The organism is Microbacterium sp. K35, from assembly GCF_004794375.1.
In the GTDB taxonomy this organism is placed as follows: domain Bacteria; phylum Actinomycetota; class Actinomycetes; order Actinomycetales; family Microbacteriaceae; genus Microbacterium; species Microbacterium sufflavum.
This window is the reverse complement of sequence record NZ_SSDM01000227.1, coordinates 1-22372: the sequence shown is the minus strand read 5'-3', so window position 1 is coordinate 22372 and position 22372 is coordinate 1. Positions and strand designations below refer to the sequence as shown.

Below are 22372 nucleotides of genomic sequence, written 5' to 3'. Positions count from 1 at the left end.
GTTTGCGACCCGGATCCGTCACCGAGCGCGGACGGCACCGGCTCACGCGTCGCGTTCCCATGCGCCGAGCCCGGGGTGCAATCCGTCGTAGATCCGTTCAGCGACCTGCGGTGAGTCGCGGAAACGCCGAGTCTTACTCGCTGGGCTCCGCCAGCAGCTGCTTGATCATCACGGCGATGTCATCCCGCTTGACCTGCGGCTGGAACGTCACGTCGAATGACTCCGAACTCATCGACTCGAAGAACCGCTTCGCGGCCGTCATCTTGAGCTGCTCGTTCTCGCGCATGTCCGAGCGCTTCTCGACGTCCTTCGTTTCGATGACAAAGTTCAGTGAGAGTCTGCCGTCCTCGCGCTTGAGCACATACATGAAGTCTGGGCTGGTAGTACCCCCGAAGTACAGCGGAACCTTTACCGATCGGCGAGGGATCTTGCCGTACACGATGACCTCATCGAGCGTAGAGTCGCGAATCGTGTCGTGCTCCTTCGGCGAGTCGTAGACGAATGCGTCGTAGAGAAACTTCTCCGGGACAGTAGCCATGTTGTCGCGGTGAATACCAACGTTGCCCTGGACAATGCTCTCGAGCGGAGCGCCATTGGCGTCGGTGAGCGGGGTGCTACCTGTGACGCCGTCGATCCTCGAATAGGAGAACCGCTCCATAAACGTCCTCTCCATCCACTCGGTGAACTGCGCGACAAACTCGCCGAGCGTCGCCTTATTGAAGAAGTCGCTCGCCAGGGCCTCCTGACCATTCCGGCGCACAAGTCCCGCGTGTACCCGATCGATCGGAAGCGCTGTCTGCTCGTGGATGCTCTTGAGCCATTCACCATAAGGAACGGTTTCTGTCACGTCGAAGGTGCTCTTCGTCTCGGTGTGGACCTCGAGCCCTGACTCATCGCTCTGGACTATCACGTCCTGCGTGATCCGTCCGACCATCGGCCGATAGATCTCAGCCGCGAGCACAGCATCGATGCAAGCATCGATCTCCTCCTCGGAGAGGTCATCGAGCCGGAGATAATACTTCGCGTTGATTGCTTCCCAGAGCTCTTTGAGCTCCGCATATCGTTCGGGACGGATCCCGACGTTGACCTTCTGGTCGCCCTTCACGATCTTGTCCGGCTTCAGCCCCGTCGCGTTGAACGCCGGATAGGCGGCATAAAGCTCGTCCTCACGCCCAGAGACAACATTCTTATCCGGGTCCACGAGGCCCAGCTGCAGCAGCTCAATGAAGAGCTCTGTTTCTGTCTTGCCGAGCTCAGCAGCGACCTTCGGCAACAGATCTTTGACCGGAGCAGGTCCCGTGGCCGAGTCAGAGTTGATTTCGTCAACGAGCGAGTCTGCGAACGAGCGTTCGGTGTAGTCGATGAGGTAGGTCAGGTAGAACTGCTCCCCGGAAAGCCGCGATCCTTTCGCGTCGACGGGCAGGCGCAGTCCTCGGCCCACCTCCTGGAGCTTCGAGATCTCGGAGCCCGACGAGCGCAGCTTCACGATCTGGAAGACGTTGGGGTTGTCCCAGCCCTCGCGCAGCGTCCACTTGGAGAACAAGAAGCGTCTCGTGTTCGGAGCGCCATCTGGGCTGCTGAACGAGAGCAGCGCCTCTTTGTTTCGGAGGATGTCATCGACCTCGCGCTTGATGTCCTCGTCGGCAGTCGAGTTGTCTGCCGCGAAGTAGCCTCCATTGGTCGCCGAAACGTCTGCAAGCGACGCCTGCAGATACGCGACATACTCCTGACTAACCGGGGAATCGTCGTCGTTGCGCTTGTCAATCTCCGCAGCAAGCCGCGTGGCAAGCAATTCTTCGAATCGAACGCGCAGGTGTCCACTCGTATCGTCACCACCGCGGTATGACTCGATCGAATCGATGAAGAACAGCGTGAGCGTCTTTACCTTGCTCGTGCGCCGGAAGTTCTCCCATTCCGCCTCGAAGTGATTCTTGAGCGCCTGCTCCATCATCAGGGTCTGGTAAGTGTCCGAGTACACCTTGGCCGCAAGGATGTCGCCAGTCGCGAGCACCTGGCCGTTGGAAAGCGTGACGCCCGACTTAATCACCGGGTGGTTAGGCTTGCCGATCGATGTGATCGTGATGCCAGCGAAAGCCCCGTCAGCAATCGCGAGCGATTCGTCGAGATCGAGTGCGAGGGATTTGCCCGTGTCCAGATTCTGGAAGGTCGCATGCTTCGGCTTCCGCGCAGACAGGCTGGTCAGCTTCAGACGCGTCGTTTCGCCGGTGGCGTCTGCAGGGTATTGGATCTGAACGCCCTTCACCAACTGCTCGTTGAACGCCTCGACGGCACCGAGGTTGAAAACGAGGTTGTTGTAGTCCGCCTTGCCGCTCTTGTCGAGCTTCGGGAACGTTGCACCGAAACGGAAGATCGCCAGTGGCTGAATCTCATCGACGACTGCCTGATACGCCTTGTTTTCCCGACGGAAGCGGTGAGGCTCGTCGATGATCACGATCGGACGGGTCGCTCGAAGCGCCTCGTACGGCACACTCGCAGTGCCCAAGACGGTCTGGTCGTAGTCCGTGGACATCGATGCCTTCGAGAGAAGCATCCCATCGGTCATAAGGAGTGCAGAGATCCGGCCACGGGAGAGGCGAGAGCCGTGTGCGAAGCTCGCGATAGCGCTAGGGAACATCTTCCGTCCCTTGGAGCGCTTCTGTGGATCGAGAACGTCCAACTGAAGACTCAGCCGGCCACCATAGGCATCGGCGAAGTACTTTCGGGCGTAATCCGATTTCATGAACGCCTTGGTGCCCTCCTTGATCGGAGTCGATGGCACGAGGACGATGAACTTCGTGAAACCGTAAAGCCGGTTGAGCTCGTACATGAGCTGGGTGTAGACCAGCGTCTTGCCAGTGCCGGTCTCCATCTTCGCGTCGACGCCGAGCACACCGTCATCGACGCGACTGCGCCACGTACGTGGAATCGGGTCGATGCCGTCGAGAACGCCAGACTGAATCGCCTCAATGTTCTGCGCGAGTTGAGGGTCGGCCACGTCGAACGTCACGTTCGCCTCGGGTGGCGTGCCACGATCCAGGTCAACGTCATCGAAGACCTTGGTGAGCGCTGTGAGCGCGCGCTGCTGATGCTCGAGTGTCTGGAGCCGGATCTGCATGTCAGAACCGTTCAATCACGGAGACCGTGCGCCCTGACTTGAGCGACTTCAGGTTCTGTTTCAGCTCGTGCATCACTGAGAACGTCACTGAGTATCCGAAGACGACAAGCCTGTTCAGGTCAAGCTCACCCTTTTCAATCTTGGTCACAAGGGCGAGGAGGTCCGCGCTGGTCAGGCCGGGCTGGATGACGTAGCCGGAGTCTCCGCACAGGCGGAGCTCGTACTGGTCGAGTTTGACGTTCTGCACCTCGGGGGTCAGTCCGAAGCCGTCGTGAAGCAACCAAGTCGAAAGCGCGACCTGGTCGCCGGGGGTTTTGTTGAGCTCGAACTTTGATACGAAATCACCACTGAATAACGCGTCGTTCGCGCTCGGATCGAACGACTGCAGCTCATCCAGGGTTCGTTCGCTCGGCTCTTCCAAGCGGAAGAGGCGGAAGCCGTAATCGATGTCGGCACCAGTGTCCGCCTTGATCTTTGCCGCGGCCTTGGCAATCCTGGCACGACCGATCTCGTCGATGTATTTGTAGCCGGCAGCAAACGCGGCCTTCGAATAACGGTTCGAGGAAGGAACGACCGGTTCATGGAGCTGGACCAGAATCGCGCGGCGTGATCCTCCGTCCTCAGCATTGACAGCAGCCACAGCCTCGCCAGTAGTCGCCGAACCTGAGAAGAAATCCAGTACCAGCGAATCCGGACGCGTCGAGATGCGGATCAGATGTGAAATGAGTTTGACCGGCTTGGGATTCTTGAAAAAGGTCTTCCCGCCGAACAAGGTCGCCATGTCGGTGCTGCCCGTGCGGGAACGACCGAACCGATCGTCGATAAGCAGGGACCGCGGCTTGCCGGCGTCCTTCTCATAATTTTTCGTGTAGGCGCGGCCGTTCTCGAACACGATCTCTGACATTCGTTCCGCCACGGTGTCCTTCGACCATCGCCAAATGGCGTTGGGGCTCTCCGGATCCTTGTGCTCAAGATGGTACTCCGCACCGTCCGGATCAACGAGCACGTAGTCCATCGACTCCGAGTAGGTAAGGTTTTGCTTGTCGAGGCGCTCGAGCGAGTAGCGCCCGTTCTCATCAGAGCGGTTGTAGGACGTCGTGGCAGATGCAAGCGGGTCCATCCCGAGGCCAGCGGCTTCGGCATTTCGCGCGTAGGCGACCACATACTCGTGATCAACCGCGATCTGACCGGAGTCGTTCGCTCCGCCTGACTTGCTTTTCCAGACCAAGTTCGCAATCGCGTTCTGCTCACCGAAAACTTCATCGCATAGCGCCTTCAAGTTCGCCTGCTCGTTGTCATCGATGCTGATGAAGATGATCCCGTCATCCGCGAGCAGCAGCTTCGCAAGTTCAAGGCGCGGGTACATGAAGGTCAGCCATGCCGAGTGCGACGACTTGCCCTGTAGATCGATGATCCTGTTTGCCTCATCGTCACTCAGACCGATCTTCTCGACGAGCTGCTTCGCAGTGAACCGGAAGTCATCGACATAGACGAAACCGTCCGAGCCGGTGTTGTACGGAGGGTCAATGTAGATGCACTTCACTTGACCGCTATACGAACCAACGAGGTGTTTCAGAGCGTCAAGGTTGTCGCCGACGATGTAGAGGTTCTCTGACGCGGCGTTCCCTTCCTCCGCATTGTGTGCAAGATCCGGCACGACGACGGTTTCGGTTCGCGTCGACGTTAGATACTTGGCGTACGACTTGCCGAGGAACTTGAGCTCGTAACCTTCGCGGGTCAGGTTCACGTCGCCGGCGCGTAGCGCGTCTTGGAGACGATCGACCATGAAGCCGCCATCCTTGTCGAAGTACTCCGGCAGCGCGGCGCGGAGGCGCGCAATCTCGAAGTCATTCGGAGCGACGGATTCGTTCGCCTCGTGAGCGTCTCTGATCATCAGCGTTCTCCCTGCTCGGACGTACTGTGCTTGACCGAGCCCACAGCTACTCGAGCGTGACAACGGCGTCACTCATCCTATTGGAAGGGGAATCGTCTGATCTCTGAGGTGGAATCGTGCGCGGCCGCGTTGTCCGACGGGAAACCCGCATAGGTGGCTTGCTCGGCAGGCCAGCAGCTTCTCCGAAGGAGCGCGGCGAGACCGGATTGGGTCGCGCACTCTGTCAGTTCGAGCGAGTGGGCTGGCTTAGACTGCGTGCGAGCCCGCGTCGGTGGCGTGTGGCTCGACGAACCGGAACCCGATGCAACCGCAAAGCGTGGTTGCTTCGTCTCGGTGGGACCTGCAAAAGCGATCCGCCGCGAGAACAAGCCAGCCGCGTCAGAGAAATCGGCGTTCACATGGATCAGCACGTCGTGCTCGTCGACGTGAACGTCATGCATGCTCTCGGTCGTTGAAAGGTCCCCACGGCAGTACGAAGCGCCTCGATTTCGGCGTCTGTCAGTTTGATCGCGAGAACTCGAGGTCGCGGAGCGTCATTCTCGATCTGCATGCTTCCGATCCTGTCATCTCCTACGGACGCGACTGTTCGACCGCGTACTCGAGGCAGGGGGTGCAGCAGCTGTCACCGATGTCGTAATGCGCGCGCAGCATCATCGGGCCGTGACCGGTGTGCCAGAGGTGGGCCTCCCCCAGACCAGGATCGCCGGGACCGGGGATGACGCCGCACAGCGGCAGCAGATCGCCGCGGTCTGCGTACACGTGGTGGACGATGGTGGCGTGTGCGATCACGACGGCACGCAGGGTTCCCTGTTTCTAGCGGTGACACTAGCGGTGACATGCGCCGATTTGTCGCCCTGCAGAAACGACGAAACCCCGGAAAATCATTGATTTTCCGGGGCTTTCTGGTCGGGCTGACAGGATTTGAACCTGCGACCCCTTGTCGACAAAACACGATACGACACGTACCGACTCTCACGGACATAGACCCGTTTATACCCTTGTGATCAGGGTTTTTCTCCAAACGGTAGCCGACATCAACAGACAGAGAGGGACACCCGCGAACTTCGCCATGTGAGACGAATGTGAGACGTCCATACTCGGATGATCGAAGCAAGACTGGCGCGACGCCATACCGGAGGCTACCGCTGCGAGGGTCGCCCTAGACTCGCCGGCATGACAACGCGCCCTTCGCATCAAACGACGTGGCTGACTCTAGGGGAAGCCGGGACGGTAGTGCCGGGGCTAACGCCCGCGCGTCTCTTGGCGCTTCTGCGCTCCCCTGCAGGTCTTGGCCCTCCGGTATGGACATTGACGGATGGGCAGACACTCTTCGACGAGCTCCTCTTTCGACGCTGGCTGGAAGCTACTGTCGCCACGGACTGGGTGCTGGGTCCCGCCGCCGGGTACCGCACTCCTCCGAGCCCAGATCGCCGATACGTCTACGCCGACGCCGATCTTGCCACGCTGCGGCGGCGAACCTACGTGAGCGAGTCGTCGCTCAGCGTCCTCGTGCCGAAGCTTCCGCTTTGGCGAGTACGCGATCTCAGGTTCCGCGGCGCCGGTCCACGTTTCCTCAAGCCGACGCCGCGAACCGTGGTGTACATCGCCGAGGAGGTGAGCGACTGGGCGGAAGGCGTCAGCGATTTCTCCGACCGCGTGCCTGTCAGCCTAGATGGGTCGCGCGAGCCATACACTCCTCCCCCTCGATTGTCACCGCTGCCGTAGAGCCTGCCTCGAGGCGAGCGTCACGCTCCGCCAGGTTCTCCAAGATGCGAACTGCGATGTCGCAGGAACGGCGCCGTGCGGCATCGGAAGGCTCTGCGGCGCCCACATTCGCCGGACTCTTCATGCTCGCATCCTCTCAGCAGCACGGGATCGACAGCGGCCGCGATCGCTGGCGAGCAGTGCGCGATCACCACCCCAGGATCAGAACCGCAGGAGCCCCCTCCCCGGGGGACAGGGAGGGGGCGCGAGTCGAGCGACCACCCCGCCAAGGGCTGCGCCAGGCCACTCTAGGACCCATTGTGCGTCGCGCCGCGGTGGAGCTGAAGCGCCTTCGAAGCGTCTCACCAGGGTGAGTTCAGTCGTGCCCCGTCCATTCCGGTCGGCGCGTCAGCATCAATCCGCTCACTCCGCCTCAGCCGCCGCGCGACTGGCAGCCTCCCTCGGGCTCAGACCACGTTCGAAGGCCCCCAGATAGTCCCAACGCACGAGCCGGTCGGACCGCAACCCGGTCAGCCGGTGCAGCTCGTCATCGGTCGCGGCCATCCATTCCCGCCATCGGCTCCGCTCACTCATGCTGGGAACCTACCGCGTCTGGATGCTCGGGCGGAGGACACGGCGGCTGCCAGGGACTTCCGCAGCCGCCCATCGCTCCGATCCCGTCGACGCGACCGCTATCCCTAGTCACGAGGCAACCCACCAGGTGGGAGCAATACCGCGCACGATCGATCCCGGAGTGCAACCCCCGGTCGCACCTGTGACCACGCAGCTAGCCTTCAAGGGGCGGGCGGCCAGCGCGCACCAACATCGAGGTGATCATGACGCAGAGCACGACGATTACGTTCGACGACGAGACCTACCCGCTTCCACCGGGTAGCGACGTGGTGGCTCTCATGGATCGCATCGAGGCCGCCGCCCACAGCGACACCGCCGCGTTCGTTACCTTCGCCACCGCAGGCAGCCTAGTCAGCGTACTCATCGGCGCCCACACCAGGGTCACGGTCTGCGTCGATCCGACCGCTCAAGCCGCAGCGATGGGACTATTGCCCGACGACTGGGCGGACTGGAACCTGTAGTTCGATCCGCCTCACAGGAGAAGGGCTCTCGCGCGGCGGGCGAATCGCAACCGCGGGGCAAGAGCCCCTCAACCGGAGCCTTCACAAGGGTTCTCCCCAGAGTCCCGAGCTGCGCTCTGCTTGCAACACTACGCGCAATCGGATCAGCCCATAACCCACACCTCACGCGACGTAAGCAGTTGATCCGATCGAGGCTCTCGCCTCGACGAGCGGGCAGGCGAAAGCATCCCTTTCGCCCAACCCAACCCGGTTGATGTACGCGACAACGATGGCGTATGACCGAAACAGGCTTACCCCGGTGTAGGGCACGCCTTGTGCGCGACAGTAGTCCTCGATGATGGGCGCTGCGCGGCGGAGATGAGGGCGTGGCATGGAGGGGAAAAGATGATGCTCGATCTGATAGTTCAATCCCCCCATCGCAACATCGAGCAGCCTGCTACCACGAACGTTCCTGCTCATCATCACCTGGCGACGAAGAAAGTCGAGCCTCAGATCGCGTGGCACCACCGGCATGCCCTTGTGATTCGGCGCGAACGATACGCCCATGTAGAAGCCGAAGAGCCCGAGTTGCACGGCGAGGAATGTGAAAGCGATCCCTGGCGAAAGAACCAAGAAGACAACGACCAGGTAGCCACCGATACGGACCCCGAGGAACACGATCTCCACCCATCGACGATCCAGGTGCCCTCGAGCGAACACCCGACGGACTCCAGACGCGTGAAGGGAAACTCCCTCCAGAAGAAGGATCGGAAAGAAGAACCACCCTTGATGTGCGCGCAGCCACCGCAACGGCCCACGCTGGTACTTCTTGGCACTCTCGTCAGTGACAGCGATGACCGGAAGCTCGATGTCCGGGTCGACACCGAGCTTGTTCGGATTGCCGTGGTGCCTGGTGTGCTTGTGCTGCCACCATCCATAGCTCATGCCCACAAGCAAGTCACCAAGGATGAGACTCACCCAGTCGTTCCACCGGCCTGAGACGAAGATCTGCCGGTGCGCCGCGTCATGACCTAGGAACGCGATCTGAGTGAAAAGGACCGCGAATCCTGCGGCCACAAACAACTGCCACCAGGTGTCTCCCAACCACACAAAGAGAAAGAGACCCAGCGCGACCGCAAGAGGGGCCCCAACCAACTTGGTCCAGTAGTACCCGTATCGTCGGCGGAGCAGACCAGCGTCACGCACCTGCTGCGCGAGAGCCGTGAACGAACTCGCGGCACGGTCACGCGGGCGAGTTCGGATGACCGAAGCGGTGTCACCCATGATGACCTCCCAGCGGTGGAGCCCCTAACTTAGGGGGGCCCCACCCTCCTCTTCCCAGTCGCTCGCCCGGGATGCGTCGTCGCTGTACGCGGTGTGGGCTCCCGCGGCGAACACCACGGACTCGGCGAGCGATGCGACGAGCGCGACTCGTTCATGCTCGCGCGCCGAAGCCTTCTCGAGCCCCAGTGCGGACACGAGTCGTTCCGCGACGAGGCGCCGGTTGATTTCTACCAACTGTTCCGCGATGACTGCGGCAAGGCCGTCTCGCAACTCAGGCAGATTGGTGTTGGCGATCTCCAGTCGGCGATCTGAGACCTTCAACTCCACCGTCGGATATCCACGGGCGGAAAGAAAGTCGCGCATCGGCACCCCGTGGATCGCGGCGACTTCGTCGCGATCGGCCTGACGCGTGAACACCGCTTCAACGGTGTAGCGGTCCGGGGCATCATCCGTCATGAGCGTCGCCGGAAGCGAGCTGAGCATGACCGCTTTGAGCCCCAGCGGTTCTACGTTCTTCAATTGTGCGTTCATCTTCAAACGTTACGCCCCGAAGATGTGCGTGCTCACAGCTTCAAGCGCCGACCGGCGAGGGCACGAATCGTCACCGCGTGGGTGTTCCAACTGCGAGGCAACTCACCGAAGTTGGCATATCTATCCCGAGTCGATGCGCGTAGCGTGAGCGACATGTGGACAGTCCTCGTTATCTTGCTCATCGTGTGGGCCGTCTTGGCGGTTGTCGGCTTCGCCATCAAGGGGCTCCTTTGGCTAGCCATCATCGGAATCATCCTGTTCCTCGGGACGCTCATCTTCGGCTTCGTACGGAATCGCAGCCACAAGACGCGATCCGAGCCCTGACCCGTCGCGCGACTCGTCACGGACGAGAGCAGCCTTCCAACGCCCGTTCGAAGGCCACACTTCAACCGCTGCCACGCGCGGAACCGAGCTCTCGGCAACCACCCAGAATCGAATTACTCGCGCGACTAGAGTTATTCGCGTGAGCACAGCCCCCGTGCTCACAAGGAGCACCATCTGTTGCAACGCTGGGGCGACGATGTTCTGGGGAACTTCGGCACAGACGATGACTCCCGTCCCGGGCCTCTACGCAGGGGGTAATTTGATGCCCGGGACGTCATCGGTGCAAGCGACGAGCACCGGGCGCGGTCCTGGCCCGAGCAGCGTCTCGAACTTCAGCTCGCTGAACCACGCGCGCGTCCGAGGCCGCGCGCGCCTTGGGTCCTGACAGCGCACGCACCAGAATGTAGGCGATCGCGAGCGAGATCATCGCCTGGAGCATGCGCGGGATGACATCCGGGTAGGACGCGTTGAACGAGATCCCGTAGGAGTAGACCAGACCGATACCGGTCAGCGCCCACGGGTTGTCGCGTCGCAAGAGGAAGCCCATCACCAGGGTGAGCAGGATGACGAACACGACGATGCCCACCCAGCCCTCGAAGATGTACACGTTGCCGAGCATCGTTGCGGACTGCGAGCTCGTGGGTGCACCGCCGAGCGCGACGCTCATCTGCGATCCGGTGTTGAGCGCGGGCCGATCTGAATCGAGGAAGCCAGGGATCAGACCGATACGAACAAGCGTGGGCATATCGAGCACTTCGAGTCCGGCTGGGCGCGGAACAAGCCGACCGACGAGCGCCATCTGCGTGTCGAGCTGGAGCCGTTCGAGCGGTGCGTCAGCGCTCACGGCGCCGGGCCCCGATACGGCCGCGCGTCGTAGCGAGTCACGGAAGTCGTATATCGGCGGCCACAGGATCGGGATCGCCGCGAGCACGATGACGAGGGTGCGAAGGCGGATCAGTTTCGCGTACATCGCAAGGATCAGCACGGTCAAGATCAGCGCAGCCGACTGCCCCAGGATGGCCCGCGCGAGCCCCTCCACCAGGCATACGACGGCGACGATGGCGCACACCCAGAGCGCCGCCTTTCGGCTCACCTGGCCCTGACGGAACAGCCAGAGGATGAGAGAAACACCGAACAGCACCCAGAGGGTGAACGGCGCAGCGATCGAGACGATTGGCGACTCTGTCGCGACGCCGATCTGCACCGCGTAGGAGCCACGCCCACCGATCGACGACACCACCGTCGCGATGATCCCCACCGTCAGTACCGTGAACGCGGCTCGGGTTGCGACGGGGCGGGCCGTGGAGTTCGGCATCTTGATGGGCTGCATCATCAGTTCGATGTACAGCGCAACGACCACGGCGACAGCACAGATTCCGGCGATCAGACCGAGGGGCTCCGTGCCCTTCACAGCGGCCGGGATGACGACCATGGCGGCGAGCTGGATGCCGAGCAGGATCGTCACAGGGAAGCGCTCGACCCGCATGCGCGTGGGGTCGCCGACGATCCGTCTCGGCGTTGGGGGCTGAACGCGCATAGAGGCCACACTAGTGCGCTGGCATTCCGGTACTCTCGTCGCATGAAGTTCAGCGTGGTCCTCGCCCTCGGGATGATGCTGGTCGGTCTCGCCGTGGCCGGGATCGTGGATCACTGGGCGGCCCGACTCGTGGGTATCGCGATGATCGCTGGTGGCGCCTGGATCGCATGGACGAGGCGCGCGGATCTGCGCGAATCCTGGTCCAACGACGAATGACCCCCACCCGCCCGAAGGCAAGTGGGGGTCATTCCGGTTCAGATGCGCGACACCTGGAACCGCTTGAACTTCGACGCGCCCGCCGAGGCTGACGAGAACAAGCCGTGCATCGTGGAGGTGCCGAACTTCGTCTCATCGCCGCCCGCGAGCGTGTGGGACAGGATCGGGAGGTCGTTGACCGCAACGTTCACGACCGCTCCGAAGACGTCCACCCGAAGCCGATACCAGCGGTCCTGCTGGTACATGCCGGCCTGGGTCGCGAGGGTGGTGAGCGTGCCGTCGCGCTTGGCGATCGTGACGGCCGTGGTGCTCAGGTAGACCACCAGGTACTCCGTGGCGGAGATGCGGCGCGCGATCACCCCAGGCAGGCCCCGGAGCTTCACGTCGACCTCGAGCGACACGTTCGCCACGCCGGCGTCCCGATACGCGTTCGATTGCGCCGTGCCGGCGGTCTCGCCTGCTTCACCCGACGCGTAGTCAACCGCCCAGGTACCGAGCTGTGTGGTCCAGCCAGGGCCGAGCCCGCTCAACGTCTCCGGAGCGATGGTGAAGTCGTCGATCACGCGCACCCGCGACGCGGCCGAGGGTGTGCTGGGGAGCACGAGGGTCGGCGCGGCGCCAGGAGCGACCATGATCTTCGCGAGCCCGTCGGTCGGATGCAGTGTGACGGTCGCCGGGTCGTACGCGATGTTCGCGCCGGTGGCCGTACCGCGCACCTCCACGCCGATGCGCATCGCCTCGAGGACGATGCGCCCGACCCGGTGGCCGGCACCAGACCAGAGCGCGAGACCCCGCCATGCCTTCGCCCCGATGTTCTGCACTCGCACCGACTCGATCGAGTTGCGGACGCCAGCGAGGCTCACGTCGTGCAGGGTGCCGGCGGTGGTGTGCTTCACCTCGAAGTCGAACTCGCCGAACCGGCAGTCCGCCCCCGACGTGAGGCGGAAGGGGATCCCGTCGGAGACCATGCGTACCACAGCCCGCGCGATGCGGACATTGCTCAGGGTGGTCGTCTGCGAGAGCGCGATCGATCCGTACGGGTCGACGCAGGTGTCGCCGAGCGACGAGACGAAGTCGATCGCGAAGTCGGTTGAGTCCATGACGTTGAGCACGCCCGGGCATCCCTGGGCGAGGAGCGACGCGACGTGGCCACCGCGCATGCCCTTGAACTGGAACGCCTGCCCCGGGACGACGCCACCCTCGAAGCCGGATGCGATCGCGCTTCCGCATGACGCGTCGATGTTCTCGCCGTTGCTCCCCGAGAAGTACACCAGGTGCGGCGGCCGCGGGCCGGCCACCGGGCAGCAGTAGCTTCCCTTGATCTCCTGGTAGGACAGCCGCTCGGTGCCGTGCGCGACCAGACCGAACTCGACGTTCTCGCACAGGAGCGTCCCGATCGACACGTCCTTCACCCGGTTGCCGATCGCGCCGGCGGTCCGGTCCCAGCTGGTGACGCGCACGACGGAGTCGAAGCCCCGCCCCCGGACCCACGGGATCGAGAGGCGGTGCGCGCCCGTGTACGCGTTGATCACGGTCCACCGCGACGCGATGATCGACATCTCCCACGCGGCGTTCATGCCCGTGATGTCGAGCGAGTCGAGGTCACCGATCGCGTCGACCCCATTGATCGTCACGTCGGAGGCGGTGACGTTGAACAGCGCCTGGCCGTCCACGCCTTGCCGGATCGGAGCGCCAGAAGCGTCGAGCGATGTGCCCGGGATTGCGAGCTCGAGCGCCCCGTTCACCAGGTAGCGCCCTGGGGTCGCGGGGAGCACCCAGCTACCGCCCTTGTCGAGGCATGCCTGGATTCGTGCGCGGTTGTCGGTGACGTCATCGGCGACGAGGCCGTCGATGATGCCCGCGACCTCGCGCACAGCGGTCTTCGACGCGCTGGTGCCTGCAGTGCCGATCGCGGTGCCGATCGCCTCGTCCGTCGGCACGCCATCCGTGCCGCTGAGACCGTCAGCGCCGCGGGCCCGCCCCGCGTTCGCCACCTTCCCGGACTCGAACGTGACGATCAGATCGCCGTTCTCGATGATCCCGGTCTGAGCGACCGAGTCCGGCTGCGCCAGCTTGAAGTGGAACTCCCGACCCTGGTCCGGCCCGGTCATCTCCACGTCCGGCTCGACGCCCGGAGGGAGGACTTCCTTCGTCATCCCGACGATGCGTGCGGCGGGCCCGCGGAGGTTCGTGATGGGGATGATGTCGGCCATGTCAGCTCACCAGCCTTAGCTCCCCGATGAGGGGGTCGTCGAGGGGCATCTCCTGCCCCTGCGCGGGGGAATACAGCCACCAGCCCTTGTATCCGGGCGGGGGCGGATCGAGGGACACGAGGACGCTCTGCGGCGACAGGGGTGCACCCGGGAGCGAACCGATCGGCCCGCCCTGCTCGGGCACGAACAGCCGATAGCCGAGCACGTCGTAGTGCGTGTACTCACCGCCGGGCTGCAGGTGCTCGATCGACACCGAATACCAGACGGTCGGCACGACCCCGTCGGTCGCCTCGAGCGTGACGGACCCGTTGCCGGCGGCGTCGGGGATCGTGACGATCGGGGTCGTCGGGAACAGCTGCGCCCCCTTCACGCCAGCCGACGACGGCGTGAAGATGACGCGCGGCGACTTGTCGGTGAGCGTCTCCAGTCCGAAGTCGGTCAGCGTGAAGGTGACGACGGCCATCACTCCCCCTTGAGGTCTCGACGCAGCTGCGTGGACGTGAGCTCTGCCGCCTCGCGCGGGTCCGTGGTGTCGAAGTGGTTCACCTGGTCGACAACGATCGCTGTCCCCGAGAGACGAAGCGGGCCGCGGATCGTGATGCCGTCGGAGGGCTGCATCGTCGGGTCCTGCGGAAGCGTGGCGAGCACGAGGCGCAGCAGCGAGGTGAGCGCGGCGATGAGTGCGGCCTGGACCACGGTCGACCAGGGGACGTCGGAGAGCAGTGTCGCGCCGAGGAATCCGGCGGCGAGGGCCTGGGCGAAGGTCTTGACGACGCGCTCGACGGCGGCGAGCCACCAGGGCAGGTTCGTGCCCTGCGTCTCGGGGAGTCCGGCGAGGGACGTCGCGAGCGAGGCGAGGAAGCCGAGGGCGGCCGCGGATGCCGCGGTGATCCACGGGACATCGGCGAGCAGCGCGCCGCCGAGGTACGGGAGGACGATCGCGATGGCCGTGTAGAGAGCGCGCAGCAGCGCTGCCTTCCACCAGGTGCGGTCGGTGAGCTTGCTCATGGGGTGACTCCTGTCGTTGGGTGGACGCAGACGGTCGCCTGCGTCGGGGTGAACGGGCCGAGCTCGGTGCCGGCCATGGTGATCCAGCCGGTTACGGCCGTGGACCCGTCGGAGCAGAGCGGACCTGCGGGTCCGGTGGGGCCGGTCGCGCCGGTGGCGCCGGGAGGCCCAGCGGGGCCCGTGTCGCCCTTGGGGCCGGTGGCTCCCGGTGTGCCCTGCGGTCCGGGGTCGCCGGTGTCACCCTTCGCGCCGGGTGCACCTGGGAGCCCTGCCGCGCCGGGCTGGCCGTCATCGCCTGCAGGGCCAGACGGTCCGCGCGGGCCGGGATCTCCTGCGGGTCCGGGGACGACCTCGGCGGGCGCTTCGCCCTCCGGCTCGACGCCCTCAGCGAGCAGCTGCTCGTAAAGGCTCTGCGCGTTGGCCTGCGACGCCTGCAGGTCGGCGTACATGTCCTGGTTCTCGGCGCGCTGCTGCGCGTTGTTCAGCGAGACCAGGACGATCGCACCGAGCACGAGCACGACGATCAGCGCGCCCATGACCTTGTAGCCGACGGTCCACATCTTCGTCGAGAACATGCTCAACCTCCTGCGATCTGTTGCAGACCGGTCGTCACGGTCCAGAGGACGATTCCGCCGATGACGGAGAGCAGGGCACCGAATCCGGCGAGGCCGATGGAGAACATCTGCTGCGCGCGGGTCTTCCGCTGCTCCTCCGCGATGCGGCGCGCTTCCTTCTCACGTTCGGTGTCGGCCTCTTCGAGGTCGCGGAGTCGCGCGTCCTGCCGGTCGTCGCGCTCCTTCTGGTTCGCCTGGACTTGCGCGAGCATCGAGGCGGTGACCATGTCGCGCGAGAGCCCGTCGAGGCGTCCGTTGATCTCGGTGCGCGTATCCCGGAGGTCGCTGCGCAGGATGTTGAACAGGGACGGTGGGAGCTCCTCAGCCATGCGCACCTCCCCCGGCTACGCGCGGGCGCATCAGGCGACGCCGGTCAGCGCGTCCTTGACGCCGGCGGTGATCATCGCTTCGAGGCGTGTGAAGTCCCCGTCGGACAAGCCGCCCCGCTGGATGGTCGGCTTCGGGCAGAGCAGCCCGAACATGGCGAGCTTGTTCTTGTAGAGCTCGGTGCCGCCATCCGTGACCTGCGCGCCGTTGACGCGAGCGAACCGGAGATCCTGCCGGATCGACCCCATGTAGGAGCCGATCCAGTCGGCCTCGGCCTGGGTGTGCACGGCGATGAGAGCGCCGGTGCCCCAGTTGAGCCAGCACCAGGACGGCACGCCGTCGACGATCGCGAACATGGAATCGGGCATCTCGTCCTCCTCGGACTCGGGTCGTGCGGTGGTGGCGGGCGCGGTCGCGCTGCCGGTGGGGATCGGTTCGCCGAAGTGGCGGTCGCGCTTCTGGACGTACTCGAAGTGGTGGTCCTCACCGGGCACGTGCAGGCGGGTACGAATGAAGCCGTGCTCGGCGAGGATCGCGACGATCCGCGGGATCTTCCAGTCGTCGGAGTCGAGCGCGAGCCCGCTGACGTGGAACGACTCCGACGGATGCACGGCCTTGCTGTGCCCCGGGTACAGCGCCGGCAGCCGACCGGAGGCGACGTACCGGTTCCAGTTCGTGAACATGAGCATCTGGTCCGACCAGGACCGATACGTGGAGTTCGAGTCGATGTCGCGCCCGAACTCGGCCCGCACCTGCGCGTTGGCTCGGCGGAACGCGGCGGCCGCGACCGGGACGAACTGCACCCCGGGGCGTACGGTTTCGATGACGAGTCCACCCATGGCTACTCCTCTCCTGCCCGCACGCCGGGAAGCTCCCAGATCGATGCGGGCTCATCCGCGGGACCCTCGGGCTCCTGCGTCCGCTCGGGTTCCGCCTCGGGCTCCGGCTCGGTCGGGATCTTCTCCTCGAGGGGGAAGTCGGCCCCTTCGCGTTCGGCCTTCACAATCCAGTCGACGTCGCGGCCCGGGTCGCCGTAGATCGTGACCTTCCCGTCACGGGGCTTGTCGGCACCCACGAGGAAGGGCCGCCCGACCGCGGTGACGTGCACAGTCCGGCCGTCGGGCTTGTTCAGCGCCTCGAAGTAGTCCGGCAGCTCGACTTCGACGGACCCGTCCGGCCCGATGGTGGCCGTGCCGGTGTACTCGGTGCCGGAGACCGGTGATTCGGTCGAGCCGTGGCGCAGCCAGTAGCCGGGCTTCGTGGGGTGGTCGATCCGGAAGTTCTTCGGCCCGTCCACGTCGAGGCCGTCGGTGAGGAGGATTCCGCGGATGTCGACGTCGTTCGGGATGAGCACGGCGTTCGCTGCTTCCAGCACGAGGATGCTCGACGAGTACACGCGGCCGCCGTAGCCGCCCGCGCGGTCGATCCGCAGCGGGCCGGCCAGGACGCGACCGGTGCCGAGGGTGAGGTCGTTGTTCATCGTGACGGCGCCGTTCAGCGTCGTCGCGCCGGCCACGGTCAGTAGCCCGGCGATGCCCATCTGCCCGGAGGTGTAGAGGTCGCCGGTGACGTTGACCTCGCCTCGCAGGATCGAGGGACCCCACCAGTCGAAGGTGCCGCTGCCGGTGAGCTTGCCCGCGACAGTTGCGATGCCGTCGACGTTCAGGCCGCCGTTCTCGATGGTGATGAACCCGCCGCTGTGCACGCGGAGGCCGGCGCTGCCGATGCCGGAGCGCTGGATGAGCGCGGTGGTCTGATCCTTGATCAGGCGGACGAGCTGGGCGTAGCTCATCTTGAGGTCGAGGTGGTCGACCATCAGGCACCTCCGGTCGGCTGGAACGCGACGCGCATCTGCTCGGACAGGTCACCGGAGATCCGGACGGCCTGCCGCGAGTGCCATCCGCTGGGGATCCACCAGTCGCGGTCGACGTGCATGCGCGCTGTGTCGCCGATGTCGATCTGGGTGTCGGCGGTCACGGTGACGTCCCACTGCTCGGTCGGCGAGCCGAACGTCTTGAGGTCCTGGAGGGTGAGCGCTTGCAGCTGGACACTGTCCGCCACGGTCTTCGATGCGGTGACCCGCTCGAGCAGCGGGAGCGGTGAGGACGGGTTGACGTTGGATCGGGTGAGCATGTCCTGCTCGGACCCCTCGCCCACGCGGATGGCGTTGTTGGTGACCCGGGCGGCGTCCTCGCGCCACTTCAGCGCGGTCACGGGTGACGTCGGGGTGGAGACGTAGATGTCTCGGCTCAGGCCGCTCGTCCAGCCGATGCCGGCGCGTACGTACCAGTAGACCTTCCCCTGCTCGCTCAGTCGCGGCTCGAGGTAGATCTCCAGGCCTTCCGCGACGAGCTCGGCGAACATGTCCGCCACCGTCTGCAGGTGGTAGCCGTAGTAGGTGCGGGTGACGGCGGGTGCGTCGGCGTGGCCGGGGATGGTGACGGGGAACATCGCGCTGGGCGTGCCGGTGTAGCTGTCTCGCGCCCAGATCAGGGCGACGTTCGCGTGGGTGGCGAGCGACGCGGTGATCGTGACCTGCCACTTCTCGACGCCGTTGATGGAGTGGTCGACGGCGAGGCGCTTCTCCAGCAACGCCCACAGGTCGCCGAGCTGCACGTGCAGCAGCGGCGACCCGAAGTCGTACTCCCGGCCGGTGATGTACCCGGCGTAGGCGACTCGTCCCCCGCGCACGAGCGCGAGCATCCGCTCCCACGGGCGGGTCAGTCCGCGGAAGTCGAGGTCGCGCCACGGGGAGGCGAGCGGGATCGTCGCGGACCCGTCGCCGCGGGCGGACAGCAGCCGGTCGTACGTGAACGCGGTGACCGGCAGCCGGTCCAGCACGTCCCCGGTGATGCCGTGGCAGGCGAGAACGGCGTGCTGCATGGGCACCTCCAGGCGTCAGACGAATGTGTCCCGGACATCGACGCGCAGCGCGCCGGCGCTGATCGTGTGGGCGAACGCCGTCACGCCGGGCGCGATCGTCCACGGCTCCCACACGGTGATGCCGCCTTCGACACGTACCCCGTTGATGAGCAGCCCGCCGGTGGCGGTGTCGATGACGTGCGGTTGCGCTGCCGTCAGCGCGCGGGTGACGACGATGCGGCGCCCGCCGGGCCCGTTGATCGTGTACCCGCCGGGGGCGGTGCCGGTGACCGTGAACGTCGGCCAGGCGGGGAAGTTGCCGAAGTGGGTTGCGGGCACCCCGGCGGGAAAGGACTGGACCGCGCCGAAGCGGCGCGGGTCGCGGCAGACGAACTGCCAGGTGAACGTCGCGCAGTGGAACCCCTCCCGGATCCCGGCGGGCTTCACCCGGGTCATCCCCCGCCGCGCGTTCGCCCAGGTGGTCTCCCCGTAGAGGTCGACCTCGACCTGGAATGCGTCGCCGGTCGCGCCGAGCCAGCGCAGCTGGTTTCCTCGGCGCACCCGGTCGGGGCCGGTCGGGGCGAGGATGACGCCCTCGACGGATACGACGCGCGCGGACTGCAGCACCTCGAAGTCGAAGTCGCCGTGCTCCGAGGGGCGGGCGATCGACTCCGAGCGCGGCTCGGTCGAATCCTCCCACCCCTCGAAGCCGTCCTTGGTGACGTAGAAGCCCCCCGCGGGCGGGATGCCGTGCAGGGTGCGCTTTCGATGAGGAGGCCACCGGATCGGATCCGCAGATCGTGCATCACAGCAGCCCCCTCAACGTCGCCATCAGGTCGTTCTTCGTCATCTGCGAAGCGACCTCCGGGTCCAGGTGCGCGAAGTTGTTCGTCTGTTGCACCACCGGCGCGTCGGACGTCCCACTTCGCAGCGAACCGTTCGGCGCGCCATCCGGTCGCGGGTTCGCGGCGACGGTGGCGGTGACGGTCGTCATCGCCCGCTGCGCCTTGGCCGAGGCGTCCTTCGCGACGTCGACCAGCGTCGCCCCGAAGTCCCCCGCCCCGTCCTTCGCTCCCGCGTTGAACTGGTCGAGGGTCGCACGGCCGGACTCCTTCAGCCGCCGCCACCCCGACCCCGACAGGGGGCCGCGCTTGGCGGGCGAGTGCGGGAAGAAGTCGGTGATCGTGTCGACGATGTCGCCGACCGCGTCGCCAAGAGATCCCACCATGCTGAAGAAGCCGTCGATGATGCCCTGGATAATCTGCGCTCCGAGGTCGAGCCAGTCGACTTCGGCGAGGCCGTTCCAGATCGCTTCGATGATCTGCGGGATCATCGCGATGATCTGCGGAATCGCTTCGATCAGCCCGGTGATGATCGCGACGACGAGGGTGATGCCCGCCTCGATCAGTCGCGGCAGCTGCGTCAGCAGGTTCGAGACCAGCTGGACGATCAGGGTGATCGCGGCGTCGATCAGCATCGGGAGCGCGTCGATCAGCCCGGTGATCAGCGACATCAGCAGCTGGATGCCGGCCTCGATGATCATCGGCAGGTTGTCGATGATCATCTGGGTCACGCCCGCGACCAGGTCGATCACGGCCTGCAGCAGGACCGGGAGCGACTGCACGAGGCCCATGACGAGCGCCATGAGCAGCTGCACGCCGCCTTCGATGATCTGCGGGAGTGCGGCCACGATCGCGGTGAGCAGACCACCGACCAGCTGCAGCGCACCTTCGACCAGGACCGGCAGCGCGCTGATGAGGCCCTCGACGAGAGCGCCCACCACGGAGATCGCGCCGTCGATGATCGCCGGAAGGTTCGACACGATCGCATCGATCAGCCCGGACACGAGCGCGACCGCGCCCTGCACCAGCAGGGGCACCGCCTGGACGATCCCGGCGATGAGGCTCTGCACGATCGACCCGGCCGCCGTGAGCAGCTGCGGGATCGCCGCGACCAGACCGCCAACGATCGACGGCACGACCGAGACGACCTGGTCGATCAGCCCGGGAAGGGCCGCGACGATCTGGTCGACGATCCCGGTGATCCCGGACGCGAGCCCGGCGAAGTCCCCGCCGGACAGCGCGAGCCCCGCGAACGCGGCCGCGACGATCCCGAGGGGACCACCGAGGGCTGCCAGCGGGCCGGTGAGCCCGCCGAGCATCGACCCGACCAGAGGCAGCCGGGACAGGACCCCGGCCAGTCCCCCGGCCCCGAGTGCCGCGAACGCGGCGCCCAGCGGCGCGAGCACACCGGTCAGCCCGCCCAGTCCGGCACCGGCGAGGGATGCGCCCTCCCCGATCTTGGTGAACAGGCCGGTGAGCCAGTCCATCGCGGGGCCGACGACGCGCACCAGCACGGCACCGAACGCCGTGGCCCGCTCCTCGATGGGACCGAGCGCGGACGTCGCCGCTGCGATCAGCGGCCCGATCTTGGAGTAGACGGGCTCGAGCGCGTTCGCGCCGATGCGGCCCATCGCGGCGAGGAAGTTCTTCGCCGCGCCCGGGACGGTCTTGCCCATCTCCGCGGCCACGGTGCCCGCAGCAGCTTCGGCCGCACGCGAGAACGTTTCGAAGTCGATCTCGCCACGGGAGGCCATGTCGAACACTTCGCCGGCGGTGACGCCGAGCTGGTCCGCGAGAGCCTGATAGATCGGGATGCCGCGGTCGGCGAGCTGGCTGATGACGTCGTTCTGGACACCGTTCGCCTGGGTGGCGGCACGGTTGAAGATCGACCCCATCTCTTCCATCGAGAGCCCCGCCGCGGAGGCGTTGTTCGCGATGTTCTTGAGGTGGGACTGCAGCTGCTCGCCGGGCTTGATGTTCGCCGCGACTGCGGCGGCGGCCACGGTGGCCGCCTCGCCGAGCCCGAAGCTCGTGCCGCGCACTGACGACATCGCGTCGCCCATGATGGTCTTCACGGACTCGGCGTCGTTCCCGAGTCCGGTCAGCTTCGCGCGCGCGGTGTCGATCGCGGTGAGGCGGCTGAAGCCCTTCCCGAACGCGACACCGATGCCGATCGCGGCGGCGGAGACCGCGCCGGTGGCGGCTGTCTGGATGCCGCGGCCGAGAGCACCACCCGCGGCGGAAGCCGCGCGGCCTGCAGCGGAGACGACGCCCTGGAACGCGGAGGCCGCAGCCGACCCCACCCGAGGCAGACCGGAGACGAAGCTGCTGACCAGGCGCTGAGCGGCCGGGCCGCCGACGGCGGCGATCTTCGCGAACGCGCCCCGCACCTGGGTGGTGACCGGGCTCATCCACGACGCGACCCGGGAGCCGAGCTTCACGAACGGCGACGCCAGGAGCGTCGCCTGCGCGGAGACGTACCCGGTGAGCGGGCTGAGCGCGCCGCGCACGGTCGAGCCGACCGACCGCAACGACTTCGACAGTCCGGCGGCCAGGCGTCCGCCGACCTGCGTGGCCAGCGACGCGAACGCGCGCGACGCCTGCGCCGCGGCCGCCCGGGCGATGGTGCCCAGCCGAGTCAGGCCGGACATGTCGGACACGGCGCGCAGCACGCCGCCGATGGACCCGGCGATGCCGGTGAATGCGGACTGTGCCGCACGGGCGTCCGTCCAGCCGGCACGGAGGTTCTGCACCATGCCGAGCAGCGAGGTCGATGAGCGCCCCGCCGTGTCGGCGAGCTGCGCCGTGGCGGCGCGGGCGGCGACCTG

19 protein-coding genes are annotated in these 22372 nt (G+C 65.6%); 2 read left to right on the top strand and 17 right to left on the bottom strand.

Translation table 11 applies throughout. The features are described from left to right. Window positions 1-133 precede the first annotated feature (133 nt). The 4 genes from DW299_RS08630 to DW299_RS18980 all read right to left on the bottom strand — a co-directional run bounded on the left by DW299_RS08630 (window position 134) and on the right by DW299_RS18980 (window position 7307). Window positions 134-3115, bottom strand: coding sequence for a type III restriction-modification system endonuclease (locus DW299_RS08630; protein ID WP_136036343.1), 2982 nt, complete (start codon window positions 3113-3115; stop codon window positions 134-136). Window position 3116: 1 nt separating this feature from the next. Beyond that, the gene (locus DW299_RS08625; RefSeq protein ID WP_136036342.1) at window positions 3117-5009 is read right to left on the bottom strand and encodes a site-specific DNA-methyltransferase; all 1893 of its coding nucleotides are present in this window, start codon (window positions 5007-5009) and stop codon (window positions 3117-3119) included. A gap of 570 nt (window positions 5010-5579) precedes the next feature. Beyond that, a complete protein-coding gene (locus tag DW299_RS08620) occupies window positions 5580-5798 on the bottom strand; it encodes a hypothetical protein (protein ID WP_136036341.1) in 219 nt (72 codons plus the stop codon). Window positions 5799-7136: 1338 nt separating this feature from the next. Beyond that, window positions 7137-7307, bottom strand: coding sequence for a DUF5419 family protein (locus DW299_RS18980; protein WP_168387267.1), 171 nt, complete (start codon window positions 7305-7307; stop codon window positions 7137-7139). A gap of 242 nt (window positions 7308-7549) precedes the next feature. Here DW299_RS18980 and DW299_RS08605 point away from each other — a divergent pair, with 242 nt between their 5' ends. Next, complete coding sequence (locus tag DW299_RS08605) at window positions 7550-7807, top strand: hypothetical protein (protein WP_136029239.1); 258 nt, start codon at window positions 7550-7552, stop codon at window positions 7805-7807. 162 nt (window positions 7808-7969) lie between these two features. On the opposite strand, the gene DW299_RS08600 is transcribed toward DW299_RS08605, so the two are convergent. The 3 genes from DW299_RS08600 to DW299_RS08585 all read right to left on the bottom strand — a co-directional run bounded on the left by DW299_RS08600 (window position 7970) and on the right by DW299_RS08585 (window position 11462). Next, window positions 7970-9070 (bottom strand): fatty acid desaturase family protein, encoded by a 1101-nt coding sequence (locus DW299_RS08600; protein ID WP_136029237.1) that lies wholly within the window; start codon window positions 9068-9070, stop codon window positions 7970-7972. A 24-nt stretch (window positions 9071-9094) separates the two neighbouring features. Next, window positions 9095-9601, bottom strand: a complete 507-nt coding sequence (locus DW299_RS08595; protein ID WP_136029235.1) for a hypothetical protein — start codon at window positions 9599-9601, stop codon at window positions 9095-9097. A 598-nt stretch (window positions 9602-10199) separates the two neighbouring features. Further along, the gene (locus DW299_RS08585; RefSeq protein WP_136036338.1) at window positions 10200-11462 is read right to left on the bottom strand and encodes a hypothetical protein; all 1263 of its coding nucleotides are present in this window, start codon (window positions 11460-11462) and stop codon (window positions 10200-10202) included. Between the two features lie 42 nt (window positions 11463-11504). Here DW299_RS08585 and DW299_RS18975 point away from each other — a divergent pair, with 42 nt between their 5' ends. Next, window positions 11505-11678, top strand: a complete 174-nt coding sequence (locus tag DW299_RS18975; protein ID WP_168443100.1) for a hypothetical protein — start codon at window positions 11505-11507, stop codon at window positions 11676-11678. Window positions 11679-11716: 38 nt separating this feature from the next. Here the strand turns inward: DW299_RS18975 and DW299_RS08580 are convergent, their stop codons facing one another. From DW299_RS08580 to DW299_RS08535, 10 genes are all read right to left on the bottom strand, one after another. Continuing rightward, complete coding sequence (locus DW299_RS08580; RefSeq protein ID WP_136036337.1) at window positions 11717-13891, bottom strand: hypothetical protein; 2175 nt, start codon at window positions 13889-13891, stop codon at window positions 11717-11719. Window position 13892: 1 nt separating this feature from the next. Next, the gene (locus tag DW299_RS08575) at window positions 13893-14354 is read right to left on the bottom strand and encodes a hypothetical protein (RefSeq protein WP_136029227.1); all 462 of its coding nucleotides are present in this window, start codon (window positions 14352-14354) and stop codon (window positions 13893-13895) included. After that, window positions 14354-14899, bottom strand: coding sequence for a holin (locus DW299_RS18970; RefSeq protein ID WP_168442777.1), 546 nt, complete (start codon window positions 14897-14899; stop codon window positions 14354-14356). Before DW299_RS18970 ends, DW299_RS08575 begins: the two co-directional genes overlap by 1 nt. Next, complete coding sequence (locus DW299_RS08565; protein WP_136036336.1) at window positions 14896-15474, bottom strand: collagen-like domain-containing protein; 579 nt, start codon at window positions 15472-15474, stop codon at window positions 14896-14898. Before DW299_RS08565 ends, DW299_RS18970 begins: the two co-directional genes overlap by 4 nt. 2 nt (window positions 15475-15476) lie before the next feature. After that, the gene (locus DW299_RS08560) at window positions 15477-15842 is read right to left on the bottom strand and encodes a hypothetical protein (protein WP_136029223.1); all 366 of its coding nucleotides are present in this window, start codon (window positions 15840-15842) and stop codon (window positions 15477-15479) included. A 30-nt stretch (window positions 15843-15872) separates the two neighbouring features. Then, window positions 15873-16679, bottom strand: a complete 807-nt coding sequence (locus DW299_RS08555) for a M15 family metallopeptidase domain-containing protein (RefSeq protein WP_136029221.1) — start codon at window positions 16677-16679, stop codon at window positions 15873-15875. 2 nt (window positions 16680-16681) lie between these two features. Further along, window positions 16682-17656, bottom strand: coding sequence for a hypothetical protein (locus DW299_RS08550; protein WP_136036335.1), 975 nt, complete (start codon window positions 17654-17656; stop codon window positions 16682-16684). Next, the gene (locus DW299_RS08545; RefSeq protein WP_136036334.1) at window positions 17656-18723 is read right to left on the bottom strand and encodes a hypothetical protein; all 1068 of its coding nucleotides are present in this window, start codon (window positions 18721-18723) and stop codon (window positions 17656-17658) included. Before DW299_RS08545 ends, DW299_RS08550 begins: the two co-directional genes overlap by 1 nt. A gap of 15 nt (window positions 18724-18738) precedes the next feature. Continuing rightward, complete coding sequence (locus DW299_RS08540) at window positions 18739-19329, bottom strand: hypothetical protein (protein ID WP_136036333.1); 591 nt, start codon at window positions 19327-19329, stop codon at window positions 18739-18741. A 178-nt stretch (window positions 19330-19507) separates the two neighbouring features. After that, a partial coding sequence (locus tag DW299_RS08535) for a phage tail protein (RefSeq protein WP_136036332.1) occupies window positions 19508-22372 on the bottom strand: 2865 nt, incomplete at its 5' end.